We start from the raw sequence: 19,242 nt of genomic DNA on the forward strand, positions 1-19,242 counted from the left end.
GATGCGGCGCGCCACGTATCGGGCGCGCCCGCGATAAATTTTCCAGCTCAGATCACATAAATCTCTTTGACCTGCGCCCCGTCGATGAGTGCGCGCACCGTGCGATTGCCGCCTTTGGCACCGATCAGATCGGCCAACATCGCATGCTGCTGCACCGCGCTGCTGGTGGTCAGGCGTTTCCACCCGAGACCGGTAAAATGCACATAGGCATTGCGGTCTGCCTCATTGGTCCACAGACCGTTAACCTTCAGATTGTTGTTCCAGGTTTTGACCGTTACCCCATTGGTACCATATGGGCCAAGCCATGTTTCGATCTGCGCCTGACCATAGGCGATTTTGAAATATCCGCCCTCGCCCCAATTGGTGCCCCAACTGTTCTTGCAAATCCAGCAGCCAAGCGCATCATCATAGCCGATGATTTCAACGCAATGCCCACCGGCCGCATCACCCGACACATGCCGGTAGACGCCGGACCGGTAGGAAAAGAAGTCCTGATACACGATGAAACAGCCGGTGACAGAGCCGCGCGTGGCGATCCATTCCTTGATCTTGGTGCGGTTGGTCAATTTGGTTTTGCCCAAGGATTTGGCGACATTGGCCTCCCATCCCGACGGCACGGCGCAGGCTTGCTGGGATCCGGTATAGGGATAGACGCTTTCGAGCGTGACGCCTTTTGTCTTGCATTTATCAAGCGCTTGATCGGGGAACCAACCATTGGCACAGGTGCGCCCCTCTTCGCCGCCGTGGCAGTAGAACAGATGCGCCTCGGATAGGTCGAGGTTGTAGCTGTCCGAGGCGATCGAGCGACGATAGGTCGTCTCCATCACCGACACCACGCCATGCGCCACGCAAGAGCCGCAGCCGCCTTGGTTTTTCGGCGGGGTGGTGTAATTTTTGCCGCCCACATCGCGATGATCGAATTTGCTCGGCAATCCGGCGGCGGTTTCCGAGGCGATGATATCGGCCGTCACCATCGGCGCGGATTTGTCTGCGGCGACCGCTTGTTCAAAACTCATGGCGCCGGCGGGGGGGATCACGCCGAGGCGCATGCGCCGCTCGTCCTCAGTCAAAAGCGCCATTTCGGTGGATTCATCCATCTCCCATGGCGCACCGGACGCTTTGAGCTCCTTGGCGAGGGCCTTTAGGTTAAGTGCTTCAGTCATTGGAAATCTCCTGTTCGGTTAAATGCATTGATCGGCCGGGCCCGCAGGCCGCCCAAGACGGCAGCGCACGCACCTCTCCCGCTCCGGTCTGCGCGTCACAGTCCGGTTCAAAAGTGATTGCGCCATGATCGCAGGGCATGCGCCCCCCGATACCGGATGCAATCAAAAGTCGGGTCTTGGTCGTTTCATCGTCAAAGTGGTGGATGACCTTTCGGGCGCAAATGGCCCCCGCAAGATCATCGGATCAAAATAGTGCCTTCAAAATGCGGTTCGTTTTCAAAATCTCCCCGCCGCTGTCCGATTTCATCGGGTTTGGCGAAGATGACTTAAGGGTAACATGAATGCCAAATCCCGCCAACACAGGTAATTTCCTTGCAGCACAACAACTTGCCACAGGGTTAACAAAATTGCGGCAAGAATCGGCTCGAATCACCTGTAAAATAAGGAAAAACTGGGTTTCACAGGGCTGACAGGCCGGCTTCACAGGCGCCTCACAGTCCCCTCACAGAGCGTTCACACCCGGCCAATTTCCGGCTATGCTGCATTGCGCATTTGCCGCGCGCAGAGGGCCAAGCTATGTCTGCTCTATGACATATGAACAAATCACGCTTTTTGCGCTCTTCGCTGCTGTTTTCGCCCTGCTGCTCTGGGGGCGCTACCGCTATGACATTGTGGCCTTTACCGCGCTGATGGCGGGTGTTGTGCTTGGCGTGGTGCCCAAAGAAGACGCCTTCAGCGGCTTTGGCCATCCGGCGACCTTGATTGTGGCGCTGGTTTTGGTGGTGTCCGCCGGTTTGGTCCGGTCGGGCGCAGTGTTCCTGATCACCCGCACCCTTGTCGATAGCTCGCGCAGCCTTGGCGGGCATATCACCTTGATGGGTGGGATCGGTGCGGTCTTGTCCGCCTTTATGAACAATGTCGCGGCCTTGGCCCTTTTGATGCCTGTCGATATTCAGACCGCGCGCAAAGCGGGGCGCGCGCCGGCGCTGTCTTTGATGCCGCTCAGCTTTGCAACGATCCTTGGCGGCATGGCCACCTTGATCGGCACGCCGCCCAATATCATTATTGCCGCCTTCCGCGAAGAAGCCATGGGCGAGCCGTATGGTATGTTCGATTTTGCCCCCGTCGGCGGGATCACCGCGATTGCCGGGCTGATTTTTGTTGCGTTGATCGGCTGGCGGTTGATCCCGCGCCGTGATGACGCCGGATTGGCCGCCAAGGATTTCTCGCCCTATGTGGCCGAACTGAGCGTGCCCGAAGACAGCAAATTGATCGGCAAACGCCTGTCCGAACTGGACGCGGATGCCGAGAAAGCCGATGTCGCCGTGATCGGCGTGATCCGCGATGGCAAACGCCGCTATGGCCCGGCGCGCAGCACCCTTTTGCGTGCCGGTGACGCGTTGGTGATCGAGGCCAGCCCCAATGCTTTGGACGAATTCCGCGCGGCGGCCGGCCTCGCCTTTTCCGATCAGACCCGCGAAGATCTGGTCCGTGCCGAGGGCGAGGGATTGGATTTGATCGAAGTGGTCGTGCAACCGGATGCGCGCATCGAAGGGCGCACCGCCCAAGGTATCGGTCTTGCGTGGCGCCGCCGCGCGGTGCTTTTGGGTATTGCCCGCCAAGGCCGGCGGATCAGCAGCCAAGTGCGCAAAACCGAAGTGCGCGCCGGTGATATCCTGCTTATTCTCGTACCCAAAGGTCACGCTGCCGAGATCAGCGATTGGCTTGGCTGTCTGGCTCTGGCTGAACGCGGATTGACCGTCACCGATGACAGCAAAACATGGCTGGCCATTGGGCTTTTTGCCGGGGCGGTTGCGGCGGCAAGCTTTGGCTTGATCTATTTGCCGGTGGCGTTGGGATTGGTGGTTGTGGCCTATGTTCTGACCAAAATCGTCCCGATTCAGGAATTATACACGCATATTGAATGGCCTGTGGTCGTATTGCTCGGCTCAATGATCCCGCTCGGCGCGGCGCTCGAGACCTCCGGTGGCACCGAACTTTTGGCCGGATCGCTGGTCGGGATCACTGCCGGCCTGCCCTCATGGGCAATTTTGACGGTGCTGATGGTGGTGACAATGACGCTTTCGGATGTGCTCAACAATACCGCCACGACCATCGTCGCCGCCCCCGTCGCGATCCAGATGGCCAGCGCCTTGAACGTCTCGGCCGACCCGTTCCTGATGGCGGTGGCGGTGGCGGCGTCTTCAGCCTATCTGACCCCTATCGGGCATAAGAACAACACGCTGATCCTTGGCCCGGGTGGCTATCAGTTTGGCGACTACTGGCGTATGGGCCTGCCGTTGGAAGTGTTGGTCGTCTGCGTCTCGATCCCGACAATCCTTGTGTTCTGGCCAATGTAGCGCCGCCGCCGGCCACGCGGGCGAGATTGACACGCCGATCCAGAGCATCAGCGGCGGCGATCCCCATCCTGCGGGGGGACCCTATCCTGTTGGCGGCTTGTCGCGGCAAATGCGCGGGCGAGCGGCGCAGCATGATAGCAGATGTTCGCGCGGCGGCGCCTCCGCGCGGGTTGGATGGGGCACAGCCCCCCCACATCGGGCCCGATCACAGCACGGTGCACCATTTGGCGCGGCGCGCTTTGCCAAAGGTCACAATGGCCAGATCAGCGGAATGATCGCAGCGGACAAAATCCCGATGCTCAGGTTCAGCGGAATACCGACCCGCATGAAATCCGTGAACTTGTAACCACCGGGGCCATAGACCAACATATTGGTTTGATAGCCAATGGGGGTGGCGAAGCTGGCCGAAGCGGCGACCATAACCGCGACCACAAGCGGGCGCGCATCAAACCCCAAAGCATCGGCCAAACCGATGGCGATCGGCGTAAGAACCACGGCCACGGCATTGTTCGATACCAGTTCGGTAAGCACCGAGGTCAGCAGATAGATCGCCCAGATGATCACCGGTCCCGGCAAGCCGCCCAGCAAAGGCGCGACCCCTTCGACGATCAAGCTGACCGCACCCGTATGCTCCAAGGCCGCCCCGACGGCCAACATCGAAAAGATCAACGCCAACAAACGCCCGTCAACAAAAGAAAACGCTTCGTCGGCATCGATGCAGCGGGTCAGGAGCACCGCCGCCACCGCCAAGACCGTCAGCAGAAAAATCGGCGCGACCCCCATGCCCGCCATCGCAACAATCGCCACCAAAGACAGGATCGCAATCGGCGCATGACCGCGCCGGAAGGCCCGTGCCGTGGGCGTGGTCACATCGACCATATCCATTTCCGAAGCAAGGCGTTTGATATCTTCGGGCGCGCCTTCAAGCAAAAGCGTATCACCCACACGCACCACCAGATCTTCGAGTTGGCGGCCGATGTTCTGGTTCCGGCGGTGCACCGCCAAAGGATAGACCCCGAACCGGCGACGCAAGCGCATCGAGCCAAGCGAGCGGCCCACCATTTTGCACCCCGGGGTGATCAGAACCTCGACCGTATGGGTTTCCACGGCGGACACCTGATCGACGCGGCGCAAACTTTTGTTGCGTTGCAGGCTCAAAAGCTCGGTCATCTGGGTGCGCAAGACAACGCGGTCGCCAACTTGCAGCGTCACGTCCTTGAGGCTCCGGCGCAGCGAGTCGTCGCCGCGCACCACATCGATCAATCGCACGCCTTCGCGTTTGAACAATTGCACGCCGCTGACCTCGCGGCCAACAAGGTTGCTTTCCGGCGGAATCACCGCTTCGGTAAAAAACTTCATCCGGCTGCGGTCAGACAACATCGACGCCATGCTGTCACGATCGGGCAAAAGCCGCGGCGCAATAAAGCGCAGATAAATCATCCCCCAGGTGACCAGAACAATCCCCAACGGGGTGACCTCGAAAATCGTAAAGGCCTGCATCCCTTGGGCACGGGCAACACCGTCAACAAGCAGGTTGGTCGAGGTCCCGATCAAGGTCAGCGTGCCGCCAAGGATCGCCGCATAACTCAGCGGGATCAAGAATTTGCTCGCCGATTTGCCAAGGGTGCGCGAGAGCTGCACAAACACCGGGATCATCACCACCACCACCGGCGTGTTGGACACAAACGCCGATGCGATGATCACAAAGGCCAATAGCATCGCAATCGCCAGTTTCGGGTTCACCTGCGCTTGTTTGTCGGCAAGGGAGGTAAACGCATCCAGCGCGCCAGTGCGCACCAAGGCCCCCATCACGATGAACATCGCCGCAATGGTCCAAGGCGCAGGGTTGGAAAGCACGTCCAATGCCGCATCATAAGGCAACAGCCCAAGGCCGAGCATCAACGCCGCGCCGGTGATCGCCACCACTTCGGTCGGGTAATATTCCTTGACGAAGAGAATGAACATAATCACCACGACGAGCAGCGTCATAACCGCCTGACCCGTTTGGGAAAATTCCAAAAACTGCATGAATGCAAATGCCCTTTTATCGCCTGCGCGCTACTGTGCCATTATCAGGCGGGCAGGAGCAAGAGAATGTCGCACGGCGCGCAAGAATGGCCCGGATTGCGCCCAGATATTCCAATCTGTGCAAGCACATGAGGCGCGCCACTAAAGGGAGAGCATGCGGACAAAGCGCCAGATCGCTGCAAGCATACCAATGGCCGCGATGCGGGTGCCCTCGACAAACGGTCATCTTGGGGCGCTTGCGGAGATACGTGCTTGCCAACCCGCCATTGATGCCGCCTATTTTTTAAAAACAACGCCCTGTTCCAGGGAACCGGTTCAGGTTAAATCATCATCATGTCTGATTTATCTATAAAACCCGCAGCCATTGCCGACATCCTCGCAGAAGAAATCATCAGGGGTGACATCGCCCAGGGGGCTCGACTTGCGCAGGATCACATCGCCGCGCGTTTCAAGTGCAGCCACGTCCCGGCCCGAGAGGCCCTTCAACGCCTTGTGCAGATGGAACTCGCCACCTTCATTCCCAAGCGCGGCGTCCGAGCGTTTTCTTTGACGGACGCAGATCAGGACGACATTCTGGAAATGAGGCTTGCCTTGGAGCCATTGGCATTGGCGAAAGCGGTTGCCAACGTTACGCCTGCGGCCCTGCAGGAGATGGAGCGTTTTCGGCTTGCTTGCGATCACGCCAAGGATCCGATTTCTTGGGAAAAAGCCAACCGGCAGTTTCACTTGGAAATCCTGAAGCCCTGCGCACGGCCCCTTCTGCTGGGACGCATCGAACAACTTCAGCGGCTTTCTGCACAGAGGTTTCACGCCAGATGGCGCACAACATGGCAGAGCACCTCGGACAAGGATCACGTGGCGATCCTTCAGGCTATGGAGCGGCGCGAAGAAAAAACCGCGTCAGCGATCTTACGGCGACACCTCTCGCGCGGTTGATTTTAGCGACACTTGCAAACTATCTATAATTAAAATATCTCTCGATTCTCGCATGATGTTTAATAGATACTTTAAGGAAGCGCCTAAATGACCTCATCTACACCTGCAGCTGCCTACACCACTCACAAAGCATTCGATGTGCAGAACTTTACACTGCCGTGGAAAATCGCTGCCGTGTTTTTCGGCACCCTTTTCCTCGCAGTGTCGTCCTACATCGAAGTTCCGATGATTCCGGTTCCGATCACCATGCAAACCTATGCGGTCATGCTTGTCGGTGCCTTATACGGATGGCGTTTGGGCGGGGTCACAATTGTGGCTTGGCTGATGGAGGGTGCCCTTGGATTGCCGGTTCTGGCCGGTGGCGCGTCCGGACCTCAACATTTCATGGGCGCAACCGGCGGCTATCTCTTTGCCTTCCCGGTCGCGGGCATGGCTGTCGGATGGTTAACCGCACGCGGTTGGAACGGTCAGCGCGTTTGGTTTTCGTTTCTGGCGATGCTCATTGGCAACGCAATCTGCCTGACCTTGGGGGCCACATGGCTTGCAATGCTGATCGGCGCAGAACGGGCGATTATGGCTGGCGTGGTTCCCTTTATCATCGGTGCGGTCCTAAAGTCCGGTCTCGGCGCGATGACGCTTAAGCTGCTGACACGTGACGCCCGACATACCGCCGAATGACTATCCATCTGCGCGCTCACCATCTTCTTTGTATCCTTACCTATATCGGGCGAGGATACACCCCCGCCTTCACAGACAACATGACTGTGATCGCGGGGCGGATTTCAGCCGGAGAGAGCATCGAAATCGTCGAGGGGCCGGATGAAATCTGTGCTCCGCGTCTGGCGGAAGCGAATGCACACTGTTTCAACGACAGTGTGCACAATCGGGATCTTCAAGCTGCGAAAGATGTGGGCGAGGTGTTGCAAATGCCGGTGCATACCGGCGCAAAACTGTCTTTGGACAAAGATACGTTAAAACGACTTCGGACAGCGTTCGCACAAGATCAGGTTCGTTCCGCTTGTCACAATTGCCAGTGGGGAGAGCTGTGCACCAGTATTTCTAAAAACGGCTATGAAGGGGCAATCGCTTAATCACACTTGCGCTGGCAATGTTTGAATGGCGGGTGCTAGAAAGGCGGGCGAACGAGCATTCTTAAAGACATTCCGGTTTTGGACAGATGCAAATCCCCGCCATCGACGCGGCCACCAAAGCCAAGCTGGTGTTGATCGGGAGGGGGCCGCATCCGTGAGGGGGGCATCGCTGCACCGCAGCCCCCGAATTGAAAGGATACCAAAGGCACCCCTCACCTAATGGTTCACGGCCAGACGCCGTAGAGACGCCCCTATCGTTGCCGCCGCTTTGAGCCCCCGTTAGAGAGTGATCGCGAACGAATGGTCGGTCAGGCCATCACCGGTCCGGATGGCTGCAATTTACCGCCCTGGCGCACGGGGATGATCTCTTTGGGCAATCCGGTGCGGTCGTCCGTTTCGATGAACACGCCCGATAGGGTTGCCTCGCCGGTGGCGGGGGTAAACCGCGATTTGACCATGCCGGTGATGAAACGGCGCATCGGTTCGGACTTTTCCATGCCAATAACCGAATTGTAATCGCCGCACATGCCCGCATCGGTCAGATATCCGCTCCCCGAAGAAAGCAGCATCGCGTCGCCGGTGGGCACATGGGTATGGGTGCCCACGACAAGCGAGGCGCGCCCGTCGCAATAATGCCCCATGGCCATTTTTTCCGAGGTGGCTTCGCAATGCATATCAACGATGATCGCCTGCGCCTGCCCCCCCAAAGGATGCGCCTTGAGGATCGGTTCAACGGCGGAAAACGGATCATCAAAGGCGCGCTTCATGAAGACTTGGCCCAGAACCTGCACCACCAGAACCTTGCGCCCGCGCGCATCGGTAAACATCCGGTGCCCGCGCCCCGGCGCACCTTTGGCGAAATTCACAGGGCGGACAATCCGGCTTTCGCCTTCAATGAATTGCAACATGTCCTTTTGGTCAAAGGCATGATCGCCAAGGGTCAAGCAATCGACCCCGGCATCGAGCAGCCCTTTGGCATGAGCCCCAGACAGGCCCATGCCGTTCGAGGCATTCTCGCCATTGACCACGACAAAATCCAGCCGCCATTCCTTGCGCAGGCGCGGCAGATGCTCGGCAACGGCACCGCGCCCCGCGCGGCCCATCACATCCCCTAAAAACAGAATTCTCATGGGCTATGGGGTTACGCGCCGAATGGACCAAGCGCAAGACAATGCACGGCGGAAATTGTCAAAACGCCCGCGCCGGCGCAGATATGTCCGCGAGACGGGCCTAGGGCTGCGGATCCATCACGCCCGCTTCGGTGACGATCAAATCGAGCGGTTGATCGGTTGGCTCTTGGGGCACCTCGGGCAATTTTTGCGCCGCATAGGCAAACCCGATCGCCAACACCGCGCCATTTGTGCGCAACGCCTCAAGCGTGCGGTCGTAAAAACCACCGCCATATCCCAACCGGCGCCCGCACGCATCAAAGGCAACCAAAGGCACGATGACGATCTCCGGCGTGATCCATTCTTTGACCGCAGGGATCATTGCGCCAAATGGACCCTTTTCCATGGCCATGCCTTCGTCCCATCGTGCAAATTGCAACGGCAATCCGGCCCCCTTGATCACCGGAACGCAAACGGGGCCATGTGCGGCCGCCTCTGCCATGGCGGGGCGCGGGTCTATTTCGGAATGGATTGGCATATATCCGGCCACTGCCGCACCGCGATATCCGGCCAGAACCTGAGACAGAACGCCAGCGCGCCCTGCCCCGCCGATGCGATGTGCTTCGCTGCGCGCCGCCAATGCGGATTTGCGGGCGGCCGCTTTACGGGCCAGCAGATCATCAACCATCAGCGCAACTCACAGCAACATCACGCTGGCCAATCCGAGGAAGGCGAAAAAGCCCACCACATCGGTCACCGTCGTCACGAAAGCCCCCGAGGCCAGCGCCGGATCAACGCCCATTTTTTCAAGCATCACAGGGATCACCGTGCCCGCCAATCCTGCCACCACCATGTTGATCACCATAGCAATGGCGATCACCACGCCAAGCATCCCCGACCCGAACCAAACCAGCCCGACCAATCCCATCGCCACGGCAAAGATCGCGCCGTTCACGAGGCCGACCAAGACCTCGCGCCGGATCACCCGCCAGACGTTCGCGCCGGTCAAATCCTTCGTGGCAATTGAACGCACAGCAACGGTGAGCGATTGCGTGCCCGCATTGCCGCCCATTGAGGCCACGATTGGCATCAGCACCGCCAAAGCCACCATTTGCGCAATTGTCGCTTCGAATTGCGCAATCACCAACGAAGCACAGATCGCCGTCAACAGGTTCACCGCAAGCCATGGAAAGCGGCCCTTGGTGGTTTCGATCACACGGTCGGTCAAAGAGGTTTCGCCCACACCGGCGAGGCGCAAGATGTCCTCCTCGTGTTCCTCATCCAAAACCGCCATGGCGTCATCGATGGTGATCACCCCGACAAGCCGGTCATCTTCGTCCACAACGGGGGCGGAAATCAGGTGGTATTGGTTGAACGCATAGGCCACATCGCCTTCGGCCTGCATCACCGGAATGGTGCGAAAGCTGCCTTCGGTGATCTCGGCCAGAGGCATATTGCGCGGGCTCGACATCAGTTTACCCAAAGTGACATTGCCGACCGGATGCATGCGCGGATCGACCAGAATTACATGGTAAAATTGATCCGGAAGCGATTCAGTTCCGCGCAGAAAATCAATCGCTTGCCCAACATTCCAATGCTCTGGCGCGGCGACGACTTCGCGTTGCATCAACCGGCCAGCGGAATATTCCGGATAGGTCATCGCCTGTTCTACGGCGGCGCGATCTACGTCTTCGAGCGCGTCGAGAATGACCTCTTGTTGCGTGTCATCAAGATCCTCGATCAGATCGACAACATCGTCGCTGTCCAGCTCACGCACCGCATCCGCCAGCACCTGCGGGTTGAGCAGCGCAATGACCTCTTCGCGCACAGAATCGTCCAGTTCCGACAGAATTTCGCCGTCGAATTCCTGACCGTAAAGCTGGATAAACCGGCGGCGGTCAAACGCATTGATCTGCTCTAAAAGGTCAGCAATATCCGCTGCGTGCAGCGGCTCCATCGCCTCGATCAAGGCGGCGCGATCCTGAGTATCTACAGCGAAAAAAATCTCCGCCATGGTCCGTTTGCCCAAGCGGTAATTATCTTCGCCATCGCCCCGGGGTTCGGTACCTTCGGGCGCTTCGATGATCTCGTCTTTGGTCTCGAAGTCGCTCATCGCATGCCCCTCTTGCTTTGATCAAACTCTAGTCAGATCAGGCGCAAGGCACAATGGGGCCACGCGCAATTTACCTCTCGCACCGGGCCGTTTAGACTGGCTATATTTACAGCCACGCCCCGCCCGCCACACGCCGTTACCGCGCGGGCAATATGATCCCCAAAATGTCCGGCCAACCGGGCCAGTCAGGACTTTGATGAGCACGCCCACGCCGCCCCCTCCCCCCCTTTCGGCCCGCCCCTCTGCGGCGCCCCAGAGCGCTGTCACGGCCCCCAAAGCACAAAACACCGGCACCGACCCGACGTCGCGGCTGTTGCTGGGCCGGACGCTGCGGTTTGAGCACCATCCGTTTCACGATGCGCCGGAAACGGCGGCGCAGATCAATACTGCAGGCGGCGTCTTGATCCAAAGCGGGCGGATTGCGGCGGTGGGCGACGGTGCGGCGTTGCGTGCCGCGCATCCGCAGGCCGAGTTGATCGACTATGGCCAAGGCGTCATCATGGCAGGGTTTGTTGATGCGCACGTGCATTTTCCCCAAACCGCGATGATCGCCAGTTGGGGTAAACGGCTGATTGACTGGCTCAACACCTATACCTTTCCCGAGGAAATGCGGTTTGCCGATCCGGCCTATGCCAATGAGATTGCCGCGCGATACCTTGACCTGACTGCCGCGCATGGCACGACCACGGTGGCAAGCTTTTGCACCTCGCATCCGGCCTCTGCCGAGGCGCTGTTTGCACAGGCCGGCGCGCGCGGACAGGCGGTGGTTGCGGGCAAAACCGCCATGGACCGCAACGCCCCCGAAGACCTGCGCGACACGCCGCAACGCGCCTATGACGAAAGCAAGGCCTTGATCGGGAAATGGCACGGACGGGGCCGCGCGGTCTATGCCATTACCCCACGGTTTTCCCCGACCTCAACCCCCGCGCAATTGGAGGCGATGGGCGCGCTTTGGGCCGAACATCCGACATGTTTGATGCAAACCCATTTGAGCGAACAATTGGACGAAATCGCATGGGTGCGAGAGCTATACCCCTCTGCCCGCGATTATCTGGATACCTACGAAACCCATGGATTGCTTGGCGCGCGCGGGCTGTATGGACATGCGATTCATCTGGAGCCGCGTGAGCGGGCGCGATTGCGCGAAGCCGGCGGCGCATTGGTACATTGCCCGACCTCAAACACTTTTATCGGATCGGGCCTGTTCGATATGGCCGGCTTGATGGCCGAAGGACAACGCATCGGATTGGCTACGGACACCGGCGGCGGATCGTCATTTTCGATGCTGCGCACCATGGCGGCGGCCTATGAAATCGGGCAATTGCGCGGAACGCCGCTGCATGCGGCGCAATTGATGTGGCTGGCGACTTGCGGGTCGGCAGAGGTGCTGCATCTGGGCGGCGAGATCGGCAACCTCGCCGCAGGCATGGCCGCCGATCTGGTGGTGCTTGATCTGGCCTCCACCCCCGCGATTGCACAGCGGGCGGCCCAAGCCGATGAAATATGGGAAGAGATATTTGCCACGATCATGATGGGCGATGACCGCGCCGTGACGGACACATGGATCAACGGGCAACGCGTGAACGGCAACGCGGTGTGAGGCATTGCCGTTCCGGGGGTGTGGCGCGTGATCGCGAAATGCTTCAAAGCCCCACGCGGGTTAGCAACCGGGACGGCCAAGCATCATGACCCAAGTGTTATCTGCGGCACGGGCCAACGCGAATTGCGTCGCCTTTTCCGAGGACATATTGCGCGCATGCGGCGGAGAATTGGCCCAACCATCCATGACCTGCGCCAAGGTTTTTTGCCCTTTGGCGATGTTCTCGGCGATGAAGCAATAGCGATATCCGGCACGTTTCGCCCGTTTGGCCGGACCGCTGCCGGACGGGCTTTTGTGCGCGAAATAGCCGCGTTTGACCATATCCGCGCCGTGATGTTCGGCGGCAGCTTGCAATCGGGCCGATTGGGTCACCGGTGGCACTCCGCGCGCAGCGCGGTAGCGATTGAGCGCCTCTGCCGCGCCCTGAACCGGATCGGCCATGGCGGGAAACGGAAATGCCAGAAGCGCGGCAAGCATCAGCGATTTCATATCAAAGACTTTCAGCCAAACGGCGTGCGAGACGGTTTTGCGCGGCGAGGAGCGCAGGCAAGTCATAAGTTGCAAGATGACCGCCGCGCACCACAACGCGGCCTTCGACATAAAGGTCACGCACGCGGGTTGGCCCCGCAAGCAAAAGCGCGGCAGGGTCCCAGCTTCCGGCACTCTCGATGCCCTGACTGTCCCAAATCGCAATATCCGCGCGTTTGCCCACGGCAAGGCGTCCACAGTCAGGGCGGCCCAACACATCGGCACCGCCGCGCGTGGCGATCTCCAACGCTTCGCGCGCACTCATTGCATCGGCACCTTTGGAAACCCGTTGCAGCAGCATCGACTGACGCGCTTCGAGGATCAAATTACCCATGTCATTAGAGGCCGATCCATCTACCCCCAATCCGACCTTAACACCCGCATCGCGCATCGCCCGCACCGGCGCGATCCCCGATCCGAGACGGCAGTTCGAACAAGGGCAGTGGGCGACGCCCGTGCGGGATTTTGCAAAAAGATCAATCTCCTGCCCGTCGAGTTTCACGCAATGCGCATGCCAGACATCCTCACCGGTCCAGCCAAGTTCTTCGGCATATTGGCCGGGACGGCATCCGAATTTTTCCATTGAATACACAATGTCTTCGTCGTTTTCGGCCAAATGGGTGTGCATCATCACACCTTTGTCACGGGCCAGACTGGCGGCGTCGCGCATCAGCTCGCGGCTGACGGAAAATGGCGAACAGGGGGCAACACCCACGCGGCACATCGAGCCGTCCGAGGCGTCGTGAAACGCGTCGATCACCCGGATACAGTCATTCAGTATGTCGTCCTCTCGTTCAACCAACCCATCAGGCGGCAACCCGCCAAGGCTCTCCCCGATGCTCATCGCACCGCGCGTTGGATGAAACCGCAATCCGATGATGCGGGCGGCCTCGATCGTGTCCTCAAGCCGTGCCCCATTGGGGTAAAGATACAGGTGATCCGAGCTGAGGCTACACCCCGACAGCGCCAATTCGGCCAGGCCCGTCATGGCAGAGATACGCATCTCTTCCGGGCCGAACCGCGACCAAATCGGATAAAGGGTTTTGAGCCAACCAAAGAGCAGCGCATCCTGCCCGCCCGGCACCGCCCGGGTCAGCGATTGATACAAATGATGGTGGGTGTTCACCAGCCCCGGTGTCACCACACATCCGCCCGCAAGGTGGGTCTCGCCGGTGGTTTCAAGCCCGTGCCCGATCGCAACGATCACACCGTCGCGGATCAAAATATCAGCACCGCCGAGTTCGCGGCGCGCGTCATCCATGGTCAGGATGGTGTCAGCGCCTTTGATCAGGGTCTCGGTCATCGCGGGGTCCGGTTTGGGGCGCTAGGGCGCGCGGGATAAGATGGCCAAGGCTTCGGTGTGGATTTCGGCGTTGGCCGCAGCAATGGCACGGCCGCCATGATGCGCGGGGCCGCCTTTCCAATCGGTGACGATACCGCCTGCGGCCTCGATCACCGCGATCGGGGCGCAGATGTCGTAGGGGTTGAGACAAGATTCGATCACGAGATCAATCTGCCCCGCAGCCAACAGGGCATAGGCATAGCAATCCATGCCATAGCGGGTGAGTTGCGCCTTGGCGGAAACTTGGGCGAAAGCGGCGCCGTCATCCGGCGTGCCGACCTCGGGGAAGGTGGTGAACAGGATCGCTTCGGACAGGGCGCGCGGGGCGCGGGTTTTCAAAACCCCCGTCCCATGTGGACCAACCATCCGAGCACGATCAAACCCGCCTTCGAATCTTTCGCCAATATAGGGTTGATCGATGATGCCATACTGCGGACCATTGGTGTCCGAGAGCGCAATCAGCACACCCCATGTCGGCGTACCGGACAGGAATCCGCGCGTGCCGTCGATGGGGTCAAGCACCCACGTCAGCCCGCTGCGGCCCTCTTGGGTGCCGTATTCCTCGCCCAAAATTCCGTCATCAGGACGACGGGCCGCCAAAATATCGCGCATGGCACGTTCTGCGGCGCGGTCGGCTTCGGTCACCGGATCGAAACCGGCGTCGAGTTTGTTATCGGCGCTTAGACCGATGCTGCGGAAATAGGGCAGAATCGCAACACGCGCGGCATTCGCCAGCGCGTGTGCAGTATTCATAATGTCGCTCTTGTCGTCTTCGGTCACGGTCAAACTCCCCTACGCTATTGCAGGAGTAGCGCGGCCAGACCTCAGGCTCAAGCGCTTCGCTTAGGCAACGTCGCTCAATACGCGGGCCAATTCAAAGAGACGACGACGCTGATTCTCCGGGATCGCGTAATACGAGCGCACCAGATCCAGCGCTTCCTTGTCGCCCATCAGATCGGCAGGTACCGAAGAGGGCACTGCGGCCTCTGCGGTGTCCACATCGGCGGTTTCAGCCTCTGCTTCCATGCCTTCAAAGAAAAAGCTGACCGGAACATCGAGCGCATCGGAAATATCCCAAAGACGGGAGGCCGAAATGCGGTTTGCACCGGTTTCATACTTTTGAATCTGTTGGAATTTAATTCCAACCTGCTCGGCAAGCTGCTGCTGCGTCATACCAACCAACCAACGGCGGTGACGAACGCGTTTCCCGACATGCACATCTACATGGTGTGTCATAGTCTTGCTCCTTCACTAACATTTCTAAGTTTGCGCTCACACGGGTGATCTAGGACCAGCCAGCCCAAGAATCCATCCACCTCACAAACCACTACTGTCTTGCACATTACTCCCGGCGGACGGGAAAGAACACCCTAAAAACGTGTTCCTATACCTTTGAGATGCAATCTATACGGTATTGACGCAAAGAAAACACGCCTCCGTGAGTCTTGCTCCGGACTGGATTTTAAGACAAATACCTGAATGTAAACATAAACGAGGATGACATGCGCGCATATCAAGTCCACTCGCCCGGAACTCAGGCTATCTTGGCAGAGCTTCGCCCACCAAGGCCGCAAGCAGGTCAACTCGGGGTGCGAATCGGTGCCTGTGGTCTCAACTTTGCCGATCTTCTGATGCAACGCGGAGAATATCAAGACACTCCCGAGGCGCCGTTCACATTAGGTATGGAAATCGCCGGTCGGGTCGAAGATATCGGCGCGGGGGTCAGCGGGGTCTCCGTCGGGGACCGTGTGGCGGTGTTTGGTGGCAGCGGCGGTTTGGCCGAATATGGCGTGTTTGACGCCGCCCGCGCCGTACCGGTGCCCGATGCCATGTCCGATATCGACGCCGCCGCGATGCAAATCGCCTATGGCACCTCCCATGTAGCGCTGGAGCATAAGGCGCGGCTACAACCGGGAGAAACGCTTTTGGTGCTTGGCGCAGCAGGGGGCGTGGGCCTGACGGCGGTGGAGATCGGCAAATTGATGGGCGCGACAGTCATCGCCTGCGCGCGCGGACCCGAGAAGTTACAGGCGGCCAAGGCCGCCGGTGCGGATCATTTGATCGACGCGAAAACCGAAGACATCCGCGAAGCGGTCAAGGCGCTTGGCGGGGCAGATGTGGTATATGATCCGGTGGGCGGCGACCAATTCGAAGCGGCCTTTCGGGCCTGCAACCCCGAAGCGCGCATTTTGATCATCGGCTTCGCCTCCGGCGATGTCCCCCGTATCAAAGCCAATCATATGTTGGTGAAAAACATCGACGTTTTGGGGTTCTATTGGGGCGGCTACCTGAAATTCCGCCCCGAAGTGGTGACCGACAGTTTGGCCCAGATTTTTGCTTGGTATGAGGCCGGAAAGATCAAACCCCATGTCAGCAACGTCCTGCCTTTGGAGCGCGTGGAAGAGGGGCTCGAATTGCTGCGCAGCCGCGCCTCTACAGGCAAGGTGGTGATCACGCCAACCCCGTGACCGCCGCCCTCACACCGCTGCAGCGGCCAAATGCGCGGCCCCTGCAGACACCAAAGCCGGACCGTTGCGGTAAACCTGCCGGATCATATCGGCAAGCGCATCGCGCATTTTATTAGCCCCGCTCGCGGCATAGATATTGATTTGCTGCACGCCGAGATCGGGTAAGGCATTGCCACCCGCAATGGCCTCTTGGTGCGGCGGGATCGACGTTTCGAGCAAGGCACCCACCGCCAGATCCGCAGAGATCAGCGCCTCGACCGCGCGGTCATCTTCGGATTCGACCGCCATTTCCCAATCGATCCCCGCCTCATCCAATTTATCCAAAACGATAGGCCGGAAAATACAGCAAGAGCAGAACGCAAGCCGCAACGGCCGCCAACGCCACGCCTGTCCGTGCAGGGCGCCGGTCCAGCGCAGCGCCAGTTCGGTGAGCATTTCACCGCCCTCTCGTGCGCGGCTTTCCGTGGTCAGAATGATATCCGCCTCGCCCCGCGCCATGGCGTCATGCAGGCGCATGGTCGACGAGGATTTCAAATGCACCTTGACCCGTGGATAGGCCGCGTTGAAGCGTTTGAGCACCTGCGGAATTTGCGGGTAGACGATGTCATGCGGCACCCCAAGGACCAGTTCGCCCTCATATGTGGTTTCGGTCAATCGCCCGACCACTTCGTCGTTCATCGCCACCATGCGCCGCGCATAGGTCAACAACAGCTCGCCCTCACCGGTCAGCGCCACCTTGCGCCCGCTGCGGTCGAGCAGCGCCGCACCAAGGTTTTCCTCAAGACGCTTCAATTGCATGGAGACCGCCGATTGGGTCAGATTGAGCGCCCCGGCCGCGCGAGTGACACCGCCCTGATCCGCGACGGCCATAAAGCTGCGCAGGGTCGTGATATCGAGATTTCGCATTCATCACCATCCTTGATGCTAATTCGCACATTTATTCGTTTTCAATATTACTCACAGATCCGTAGACACATCAACAGAACAAATCAATCACCGCCCATTCATCACAATCACGAAAGGATGAGACAATGGCCTTCTCCCTGCCCCTCCCCCGCCGCGCGCAATTGGCGTCGACCGGACCGAAATCCGCCTTCGTGGCCCGTTTGCGCAATGCGATGGCGCTGTCTCGTCAACGCCGCAAATTGGCTGCTCTGGACAACGCTGCGCTGGACGATATGGGATTGACCCGCACCGATGTCGCGCTCGAAATCCGTCGCTCGGCTTGGAGCGCACCGGACAGCTGGCGCGGATAAGGCCCGTAGAGAAATCCTGTTTATCCAATAGGATAAGCCTCCCGACCTGCGCCCGCATCCCCGACGTCAGCTTTGCCGCCTGACGATCCCAGCGGGCGCAAGTGGCGCGGGCGGGACGCAATGCAAAATTTGCAACATCTGTTTGCCAAATTCCCTTGAAATGAAGCCGCCCTACCCCGATATTGAACACGAACGGCGCATTCTGCGTCACGGTTTTAACTTTTCGGAGGCTTTGATGGCTGAACTCAACACGATCCGGACAGCGGCAGGCACACGCGCCGCAGCGATCGACGAAGGGCTTCGCGCCCACATGAACAAGGTCTACGGGACCATGTCCGTAGGTCTGCTGCTCACCGCACTGGCATCTTGGGCCGTTGGCACCAACGAAGCGATGATGCAGACGCTCTTCACCGGCTTTACGCGCTACATCATCATGTTCGCTCCGCTGATCATGGTGTTTGCCTTTGGCGCGATGATCAACAAACTCTCGGCTGCGGGCGCACAACTGTTCTTCTACGCCTTCTCGGCGCTGATGGGCGTCTCGATCAGCTACATCTTCGTGGTCTATACCGACTTCTCGATTGTGCAGACCTTTCTCGTGACCTCGATCGCCTTCGCGGGCCTGTCGCTTTGGGGCTATACCACCAAAAAAGACATCTCCGGTTGGGGTAGCTTTTTGATCATGGGTCTGATCGGCATCATTGTGGCGTCGATTGTGAACATGTTCCTTGGCTCCGGCGCGATTGCCTTTGCAATCTCGGTGATCGGCGTTTTGATTTTTGCCGGCCTGACCGCCTATGACACGCAGAACATCAAAAACACATATCTTGCACACGCCCAACATGGCGACAGCGAATGGCTCGGCAAATCCGCGATCATGGGCGCGTTGAGCCTCTACCTGAACTTTATCAACATGTTCATGATGCTCTTGTCCCTGCTCGGCAATCGCGAGTAAACCGACATCAGATCATACACCTGAAGGGCCGGGGCAGAGATGCCACCGGCCCTTTCTCATTATGAGGTTGGAGGCCGTAGGGGCTGTCTGCCGGACCTTCATCACCTTAGGTCCACATATCCATTACAAACACCGCCCAACCTTGAGAACGCGACCCTATGGATCACCGCCAACATACCGTCCTAACGGAATCGGATGGCAGCAGTAGGAATGCGAGGCACGGCATGGCTCTTTCGCAGGCGATGCGCCCCTTGGGCCGATCCCGCTCCGGCGGAAGCGCCAGTCCCCCGCAT

The 19,242-nt window shown here is 59.1% G+C and carries 19 protein-coding genes; 9 read left to right on the forward strand and 10 right to left on the reverse strand.

What is annotated here, in order from left to right; all coding sequences use genetic code 11:
* Positions 1–47 precede the first annotated feature (47 nt).
* Complete coding sequence (locus tag DI396_RS02110; RefSeq protein WP_110794477.1) at positions 48–1,163, reverse strand: C1 family peptidase; 1,116 nt, start codon at positions 1,161–1,163, stop codon at positions 48–50.
* A 124-nt stretch (positions 1,164–1,287) separates the two neighbouring features.
* Here DI396_RS02110 and DI396_RS16830 point away from each other — a divergent pair, with 124 nt between their 5' ends.
* Entirely contained in the window at positions 1,288–1,416 is a 129-nt protein-coding gene (locus tag DI396_RS16830; RefSeq protein WP_268876823.1) for a hypothetical protein, read from the forward strand.
* 334 nt (positions 1,417–1,750) lie between these two features.
* Positions 1,751–3,523, forward strand: a complete 1,773-nt coding sequence (locus DI396_RS02115) for an SLC13 family permease (RefSeq protein WP_110794478.1) — start codon at positions 1,751–1,753, stop codon at positions 3,521–3,523.
* 249 nt (positions 3,524–3,772) lie between these two features.
* On the opposite strand, the gene DI396_RS02120 is transcribed toward DI396_RS02115, so the two are convergent.
* On the reverse strand, positions 3,773–5,551 hold the full coding sequence (locus tag DI396_RS02120) for an SLC13 family permease (RefSeq protein WP_110794479.1): 1,779 nt from the start codon (positions 5,549–5,551) through the stop codon (positions 3,773–3,775).
* Positions 5,552–5,884: 333 nt separating this feature from the next.
* On the opposite strand from DI396_RS02120, the gene DI396_RS02125 reads away from it, so the two are divergent.
* From DI396_RS02125 to DI396_RS02135, 3 genes are all read left to right on the forward strand, one after another.
* On the forward strand, positions 5,885–6,487 hold the full coding sequence (locus tag DI396_RS02125; RefSeq protein WP_110794480.1) for a GntR family transcriptional regulator: 603 nt from the start codon (positions 5,885–5,887) through the stop codon (positions 6,485–6,487).
* Positions 6,488–6,574: 87 nt separating this feature from the next.
* On the forward strand, positions 6,575–7,165 hold the full coding sequence (locus DI396_RS02130) for a biotin transporter BioY (protein ID WP_110794481.1): 591 nt from the start codon (positions 6,575–6,577) through the stop codon (positions 7,163–7,165).
* A complete protein-coding gene (locus DI396_RS02135; protein ID WP_110794482.1) occupies positions 7,162–7,578 on the forward strand; it encodes a DUF1284 domain-containing protein in 417 nt (138 codons plus the stop codon). The genes DI396_RS02130 and DI396_RS02135 overlap by 4 nt, the downstream gene beginning before the upstream one ends.
* 308 nt (positions 7,579–7,886) lie before the next feature.
* Here DI396_RS02135 and DI396_RS02140 read toward each other — a convergent pair whose 3' ends face one another.
* From DI396_RS02140 to mgtE, 3 genes are all read right to left on the reverse strand, one after another.
* Positions 7,887–8,708 carry a TIGR00282 family metallophosphoesterase gene (locus DI396_RS02140; protein WP_110794483.1) on the reverse strand — a complete coding sequence of 274 codons (822 nt, stop codon included), beginning with the start codon at positions 8,706–8,708 and terminating at the stop codon, positions 7,887–7,889.
* 100 nt (positions 8,709–8,808) lie between these two features.
* The gene (locus DI396_RS02145) at positions 8,809–9,375 is read right to left on the reverse strand and encodes a 5-formyltetrahydrofolate cyclo-ligase (RefSeq protein ID WP_110794484.1); all 567 of its coding nucleotides are present in this window, start codon (positions 9,373–9,375) and stop codon (positions 8,809–8,811) included.
* A 9-nt stretch (positions 9,376–9,384) separates the two neighbouring features.
* Positions 9,385–10,800, reverse strand: a complete 1,416-nt coding sequence (gene mgtE, locus DI396_RS02150; protein ID WP_110794485.1) for a magnesium transporter — start codon at positions 10,798–10,800, stop codon at positions 9,385–9,387.
* A gap of 196 nt (positions 10,801–10,996) precedes the next feature.
* On the opposite strand from mgtE, the gene guaD reads away from it, so the two are divergent.
* A complete protein-coding gene (gene guaD / locus DI396_RS02155; RefSeq protein WP_110794486.1) occupies positions 10,997–12,400 on the forward strand; it encodes a guanine deaminase in 1,404 nt (467 codons plus the stop codon).
* 60 nt (positions 12,401–12,460) lie between these two features.
* On the opposite strand, the gene DI396_RS02160 is transcribed toward guaD, so the two are convergent.
* The 4 genes from DI396_RS02160 to DI396_RS02175 form a co-directional block, all read right to left on the reverse strand.
* The gene (locus DI396_RS02160) at positions 12,461–12,889 is read right to left on the reverse strand and encodes a CAP domain-containing protein (protein ID WP_162617124.1); all 429 of its coding nucleotides are present in this window, start codon (positions 12,887–12,889) and stop codon (positions 12,461–12,463) included.
* A gap of 1 nt (position 12,890) precedes the next feature.
* Positions 12,891–14,231, reverse strand: coding sequence for an 8-oxoguanine deaminase (locus DI396_RS02165; RefSeq protein ID WP_110794488.1), 1,341 nt, complete (start codon positions 14,229–14,231; stop codon positions 12,891–12,893).
* A gap of 21 nt (positions 14,232–14,252) precedes the next feature.
* Positions 14,253–15,023 (reverse strand): histidinol-phosphatase, encoded by a 771-nt coding sequence (gene hisN, locus DI396_RS02170; RefSeq protein ID WP_110794844.1) that lies wholly within the window; start codon positions 15,021–15,023, stop codon positions 14,253–14,255.
* A gap of 90 nt (positions 15,024–15,113) precedes the next feature.
* Complete coding sequence (locus DI396_RS02175; protein ID WP_110794489.1) at positions 15,114–15,506, reverse strand: helix-turn-helix domain-containing protein; 393 nt, start codon at positions 15,504–15,506, stop codon at positions 15,114–15,116.
* A 266-nt stretch (positions 15,507–15,772) separates the two neighbouring features.
* Between DI396_RS02175 and DI396_RS02180 the strand changes: the two genes are divergently transcribed.
* Positions 15,773–16,738 carry an NADPH:quinone oxidoreductase family protein gene (locus DI396_RS02180; protein WP_110794490.1) on the forward strand — a complete coding sequence of 322 codons (966 nt, stop codon included), beginning with the start codon at positions 15,773–15,775 and terminating at the stop codon, positions 16,736–16,738.
* Between the two features lie 9 nt (positions 16,739–16,747).
* Here the strand turns inward: DI396_RS02180 and DI396_RS02185 are convergent, their stop codons facing one another.
* Positions 16,748–17,644, reverse strand: coding sequence for a LysR family transcriptional regulator (locus tag DI396_RS02185; protein WP_110794491.1), 897 nt, complete (start codon positions 17,642–17,644; stop codon positions 16,748–16,750).
* Between the two features lie 125 nt (positions 17,645–17,769).
* Between DI396_RS02185 and DI396_RS02190 the strand changes: the two genes are divergently transcribed.
* Positions 17,770–17,994 (forward strand): DUF1127 domain-containing protein, encoded by a 225-nt coding sequence (locus tag DI396_RS02190; RefSeq protein WP_110794492.1) that lies wholly within the window; start codon positions 17,770–17,772, stop codon positions 17,992–17,994.
* Between the two features lie 235 nt (positions 17,995–18,229).
* Positions 18,230–18,949 carry a Bax inhibitor-1/YccA family protein gene (locus DI396_RS02195; protein WP_110794845.1) on the forward strand — a complete coding sequence of 240 codons (720 nt, stop codon included), beginning with the start codon at positions 18,230–18,232 and terminating at the stop codon, positions 18,947–18,949.
* Positions 18,950–19,242: the final 293 nt, after the last annotated feature.

The sequence above is a fragment of the Litorivita pollutaquae genome, assembly GCF_003205515.1.
GTDB lineage: Bacteria > Pseudomonadota > Alphaproteobacteria > Rhodobacterales > Rhodobacteraceae > Litorivita > Litorivita pollutaquae.

What these genes read in the sequence shown, in the direction of transcription:
- DI396_RS02110 (WP_110794477.1), bottom strand. Translation starts at nt 1,163, where the DNA reads ATGACTGAAGCACTTAACCTAAAGGCCCTCGCCAAGGAGCTCAAAGCG.
- DI396_RS16830 (WP_268876823.1), top strand. Translation starts at nt 1,288, where the DNA reads ATGATCGCAGGGCATGCGCCCCCCGATACCGGATGCAATCAAAAGTCG.
- DI396_RS02115 (WP_110794478.1), top strand. Translation starts at nt 1,751, where the DNA reads ATGACATATGAACAAATCACGCTTTTTGCGCTCTTCGCTGCTGTTTTC.
- DI396_RS02120 (WP_110794479.1), bottom strand. Translation starts at nt 5,551, where the DNA reads ATGCAGTTTTTGGAATTTTCCCAAACGGGTCAGGCGGTTATGACGCTG.
- DI396_RS02125 (WP_110794480.1), top strand. Translation starts at nt 5,885, where the DNA reads ATGTCTGATTTATCTATAAAACCCGCAGCCATTGCCGACATCCTCGCA.
- DI396_RS02130 (WP_110794481.1), top strand. Translation starts at nt 6,575, where the DNA reads ATGACCTCATCTACACCTGCAGCTGCCTACACCACTCACAAAGCATTC.
- DI396_RS02135 (WP_110794482.1), top strand. Translation starts at nt 7,162, where the DNA reads ATGACTATCCATCTGCGCGCTCACCATCTTCTTTGTATCCTTACCTAT.
- DI396_RS02140 (WP_110794483.1), bottom strand. Translation starts at nt 8,708, where the DNA reads ATGAGAATTCTGTTTTTAGGGGATGTGATGGGCCGCGCGGGGCGCGGT.
- DI396_RS02145 (WP_110794484.1), bottom strand. Translation starts at nt 9,375, where the DNA reads ATGGTTGATGATCTGCTGGCCCGTAAAGCGGCCGCCCGCAAATCCGCA.
- mgtE (WP_110794485.1), bottom strand. Translation starts at nt 10,800, where the DNA reads ATGAGCGACTTCGAGACCAAAGACGAGATCATCGAAGCGCCCGAAGGT.
- guaD (WP_110794486.1), top strand. Translation starts at nt 10,997, where the DNA reads ATGAGCACGCCCACGCCGCCCCCTCCCCCCCTTTCGGCCCGCCCCTCT.
- DI396_RS02160 (WP_162617124.1), bottom strand. Translation starts at nt 12,889, where the DNA reads ATGAAATCGCTGATGCTTGCCGCGCTTCTGGCATTTCCGTTTCCCGCC.
- DI396_RS02165 (WP_110794488.1), bottom strand. Translation starts at nt 14,231, where the DNA reads ATGACCGAGACCCTGATCAAAGGCGCTGACACCATCCTGACCATGGAT.
- hisN (WP_110794844.1), bottom strand. Translation starts at nt 15,023, where the DNA reads ATGAATACTGCACACGCGCTGGCGAATGCCGCGCGTGTTGCGATTCTG.
- DI396_RS02175 (WP_110794489.1), bottom strand. Translation starts at nt 15,506, where the DNA reads ATGACACACCATGTAGATGTGCATGTCGGGAAACGCGTTCGTCACCGC.
- DI396_RS02180 (WP_110794490.1), top strand. Translation starts at nt 15,773, where the DNA reads ATGCGCGCATATCAAGTCCACTCGCCCGGAACTCAGGCTATCTTGGCA.
- DI396_RS02185 (WP_110794491.1), bottom strand. Translation starts at nt 17,644, where the DNA reads ATGCGAAATCTCGATATCACGACCCTGCGCAGCTTTATGGCCGTCGCG.
- DI396_RS02190 (WP_110794492.1), top strand. Translation starts at nt 17,770, where the DNA reads ATGGCCTTCTCCCTGCCCCTCCCCCGCCGCGCGCAATTGGCGTCGACC.
- DI396_RS02195 (WP_110794845.1), top strand. Translation starts at nt 18,230, where the DNA reads ATGGCTGAACTCAACACGATCCGGACAGCGGCAGGCACACGCGCCGCA.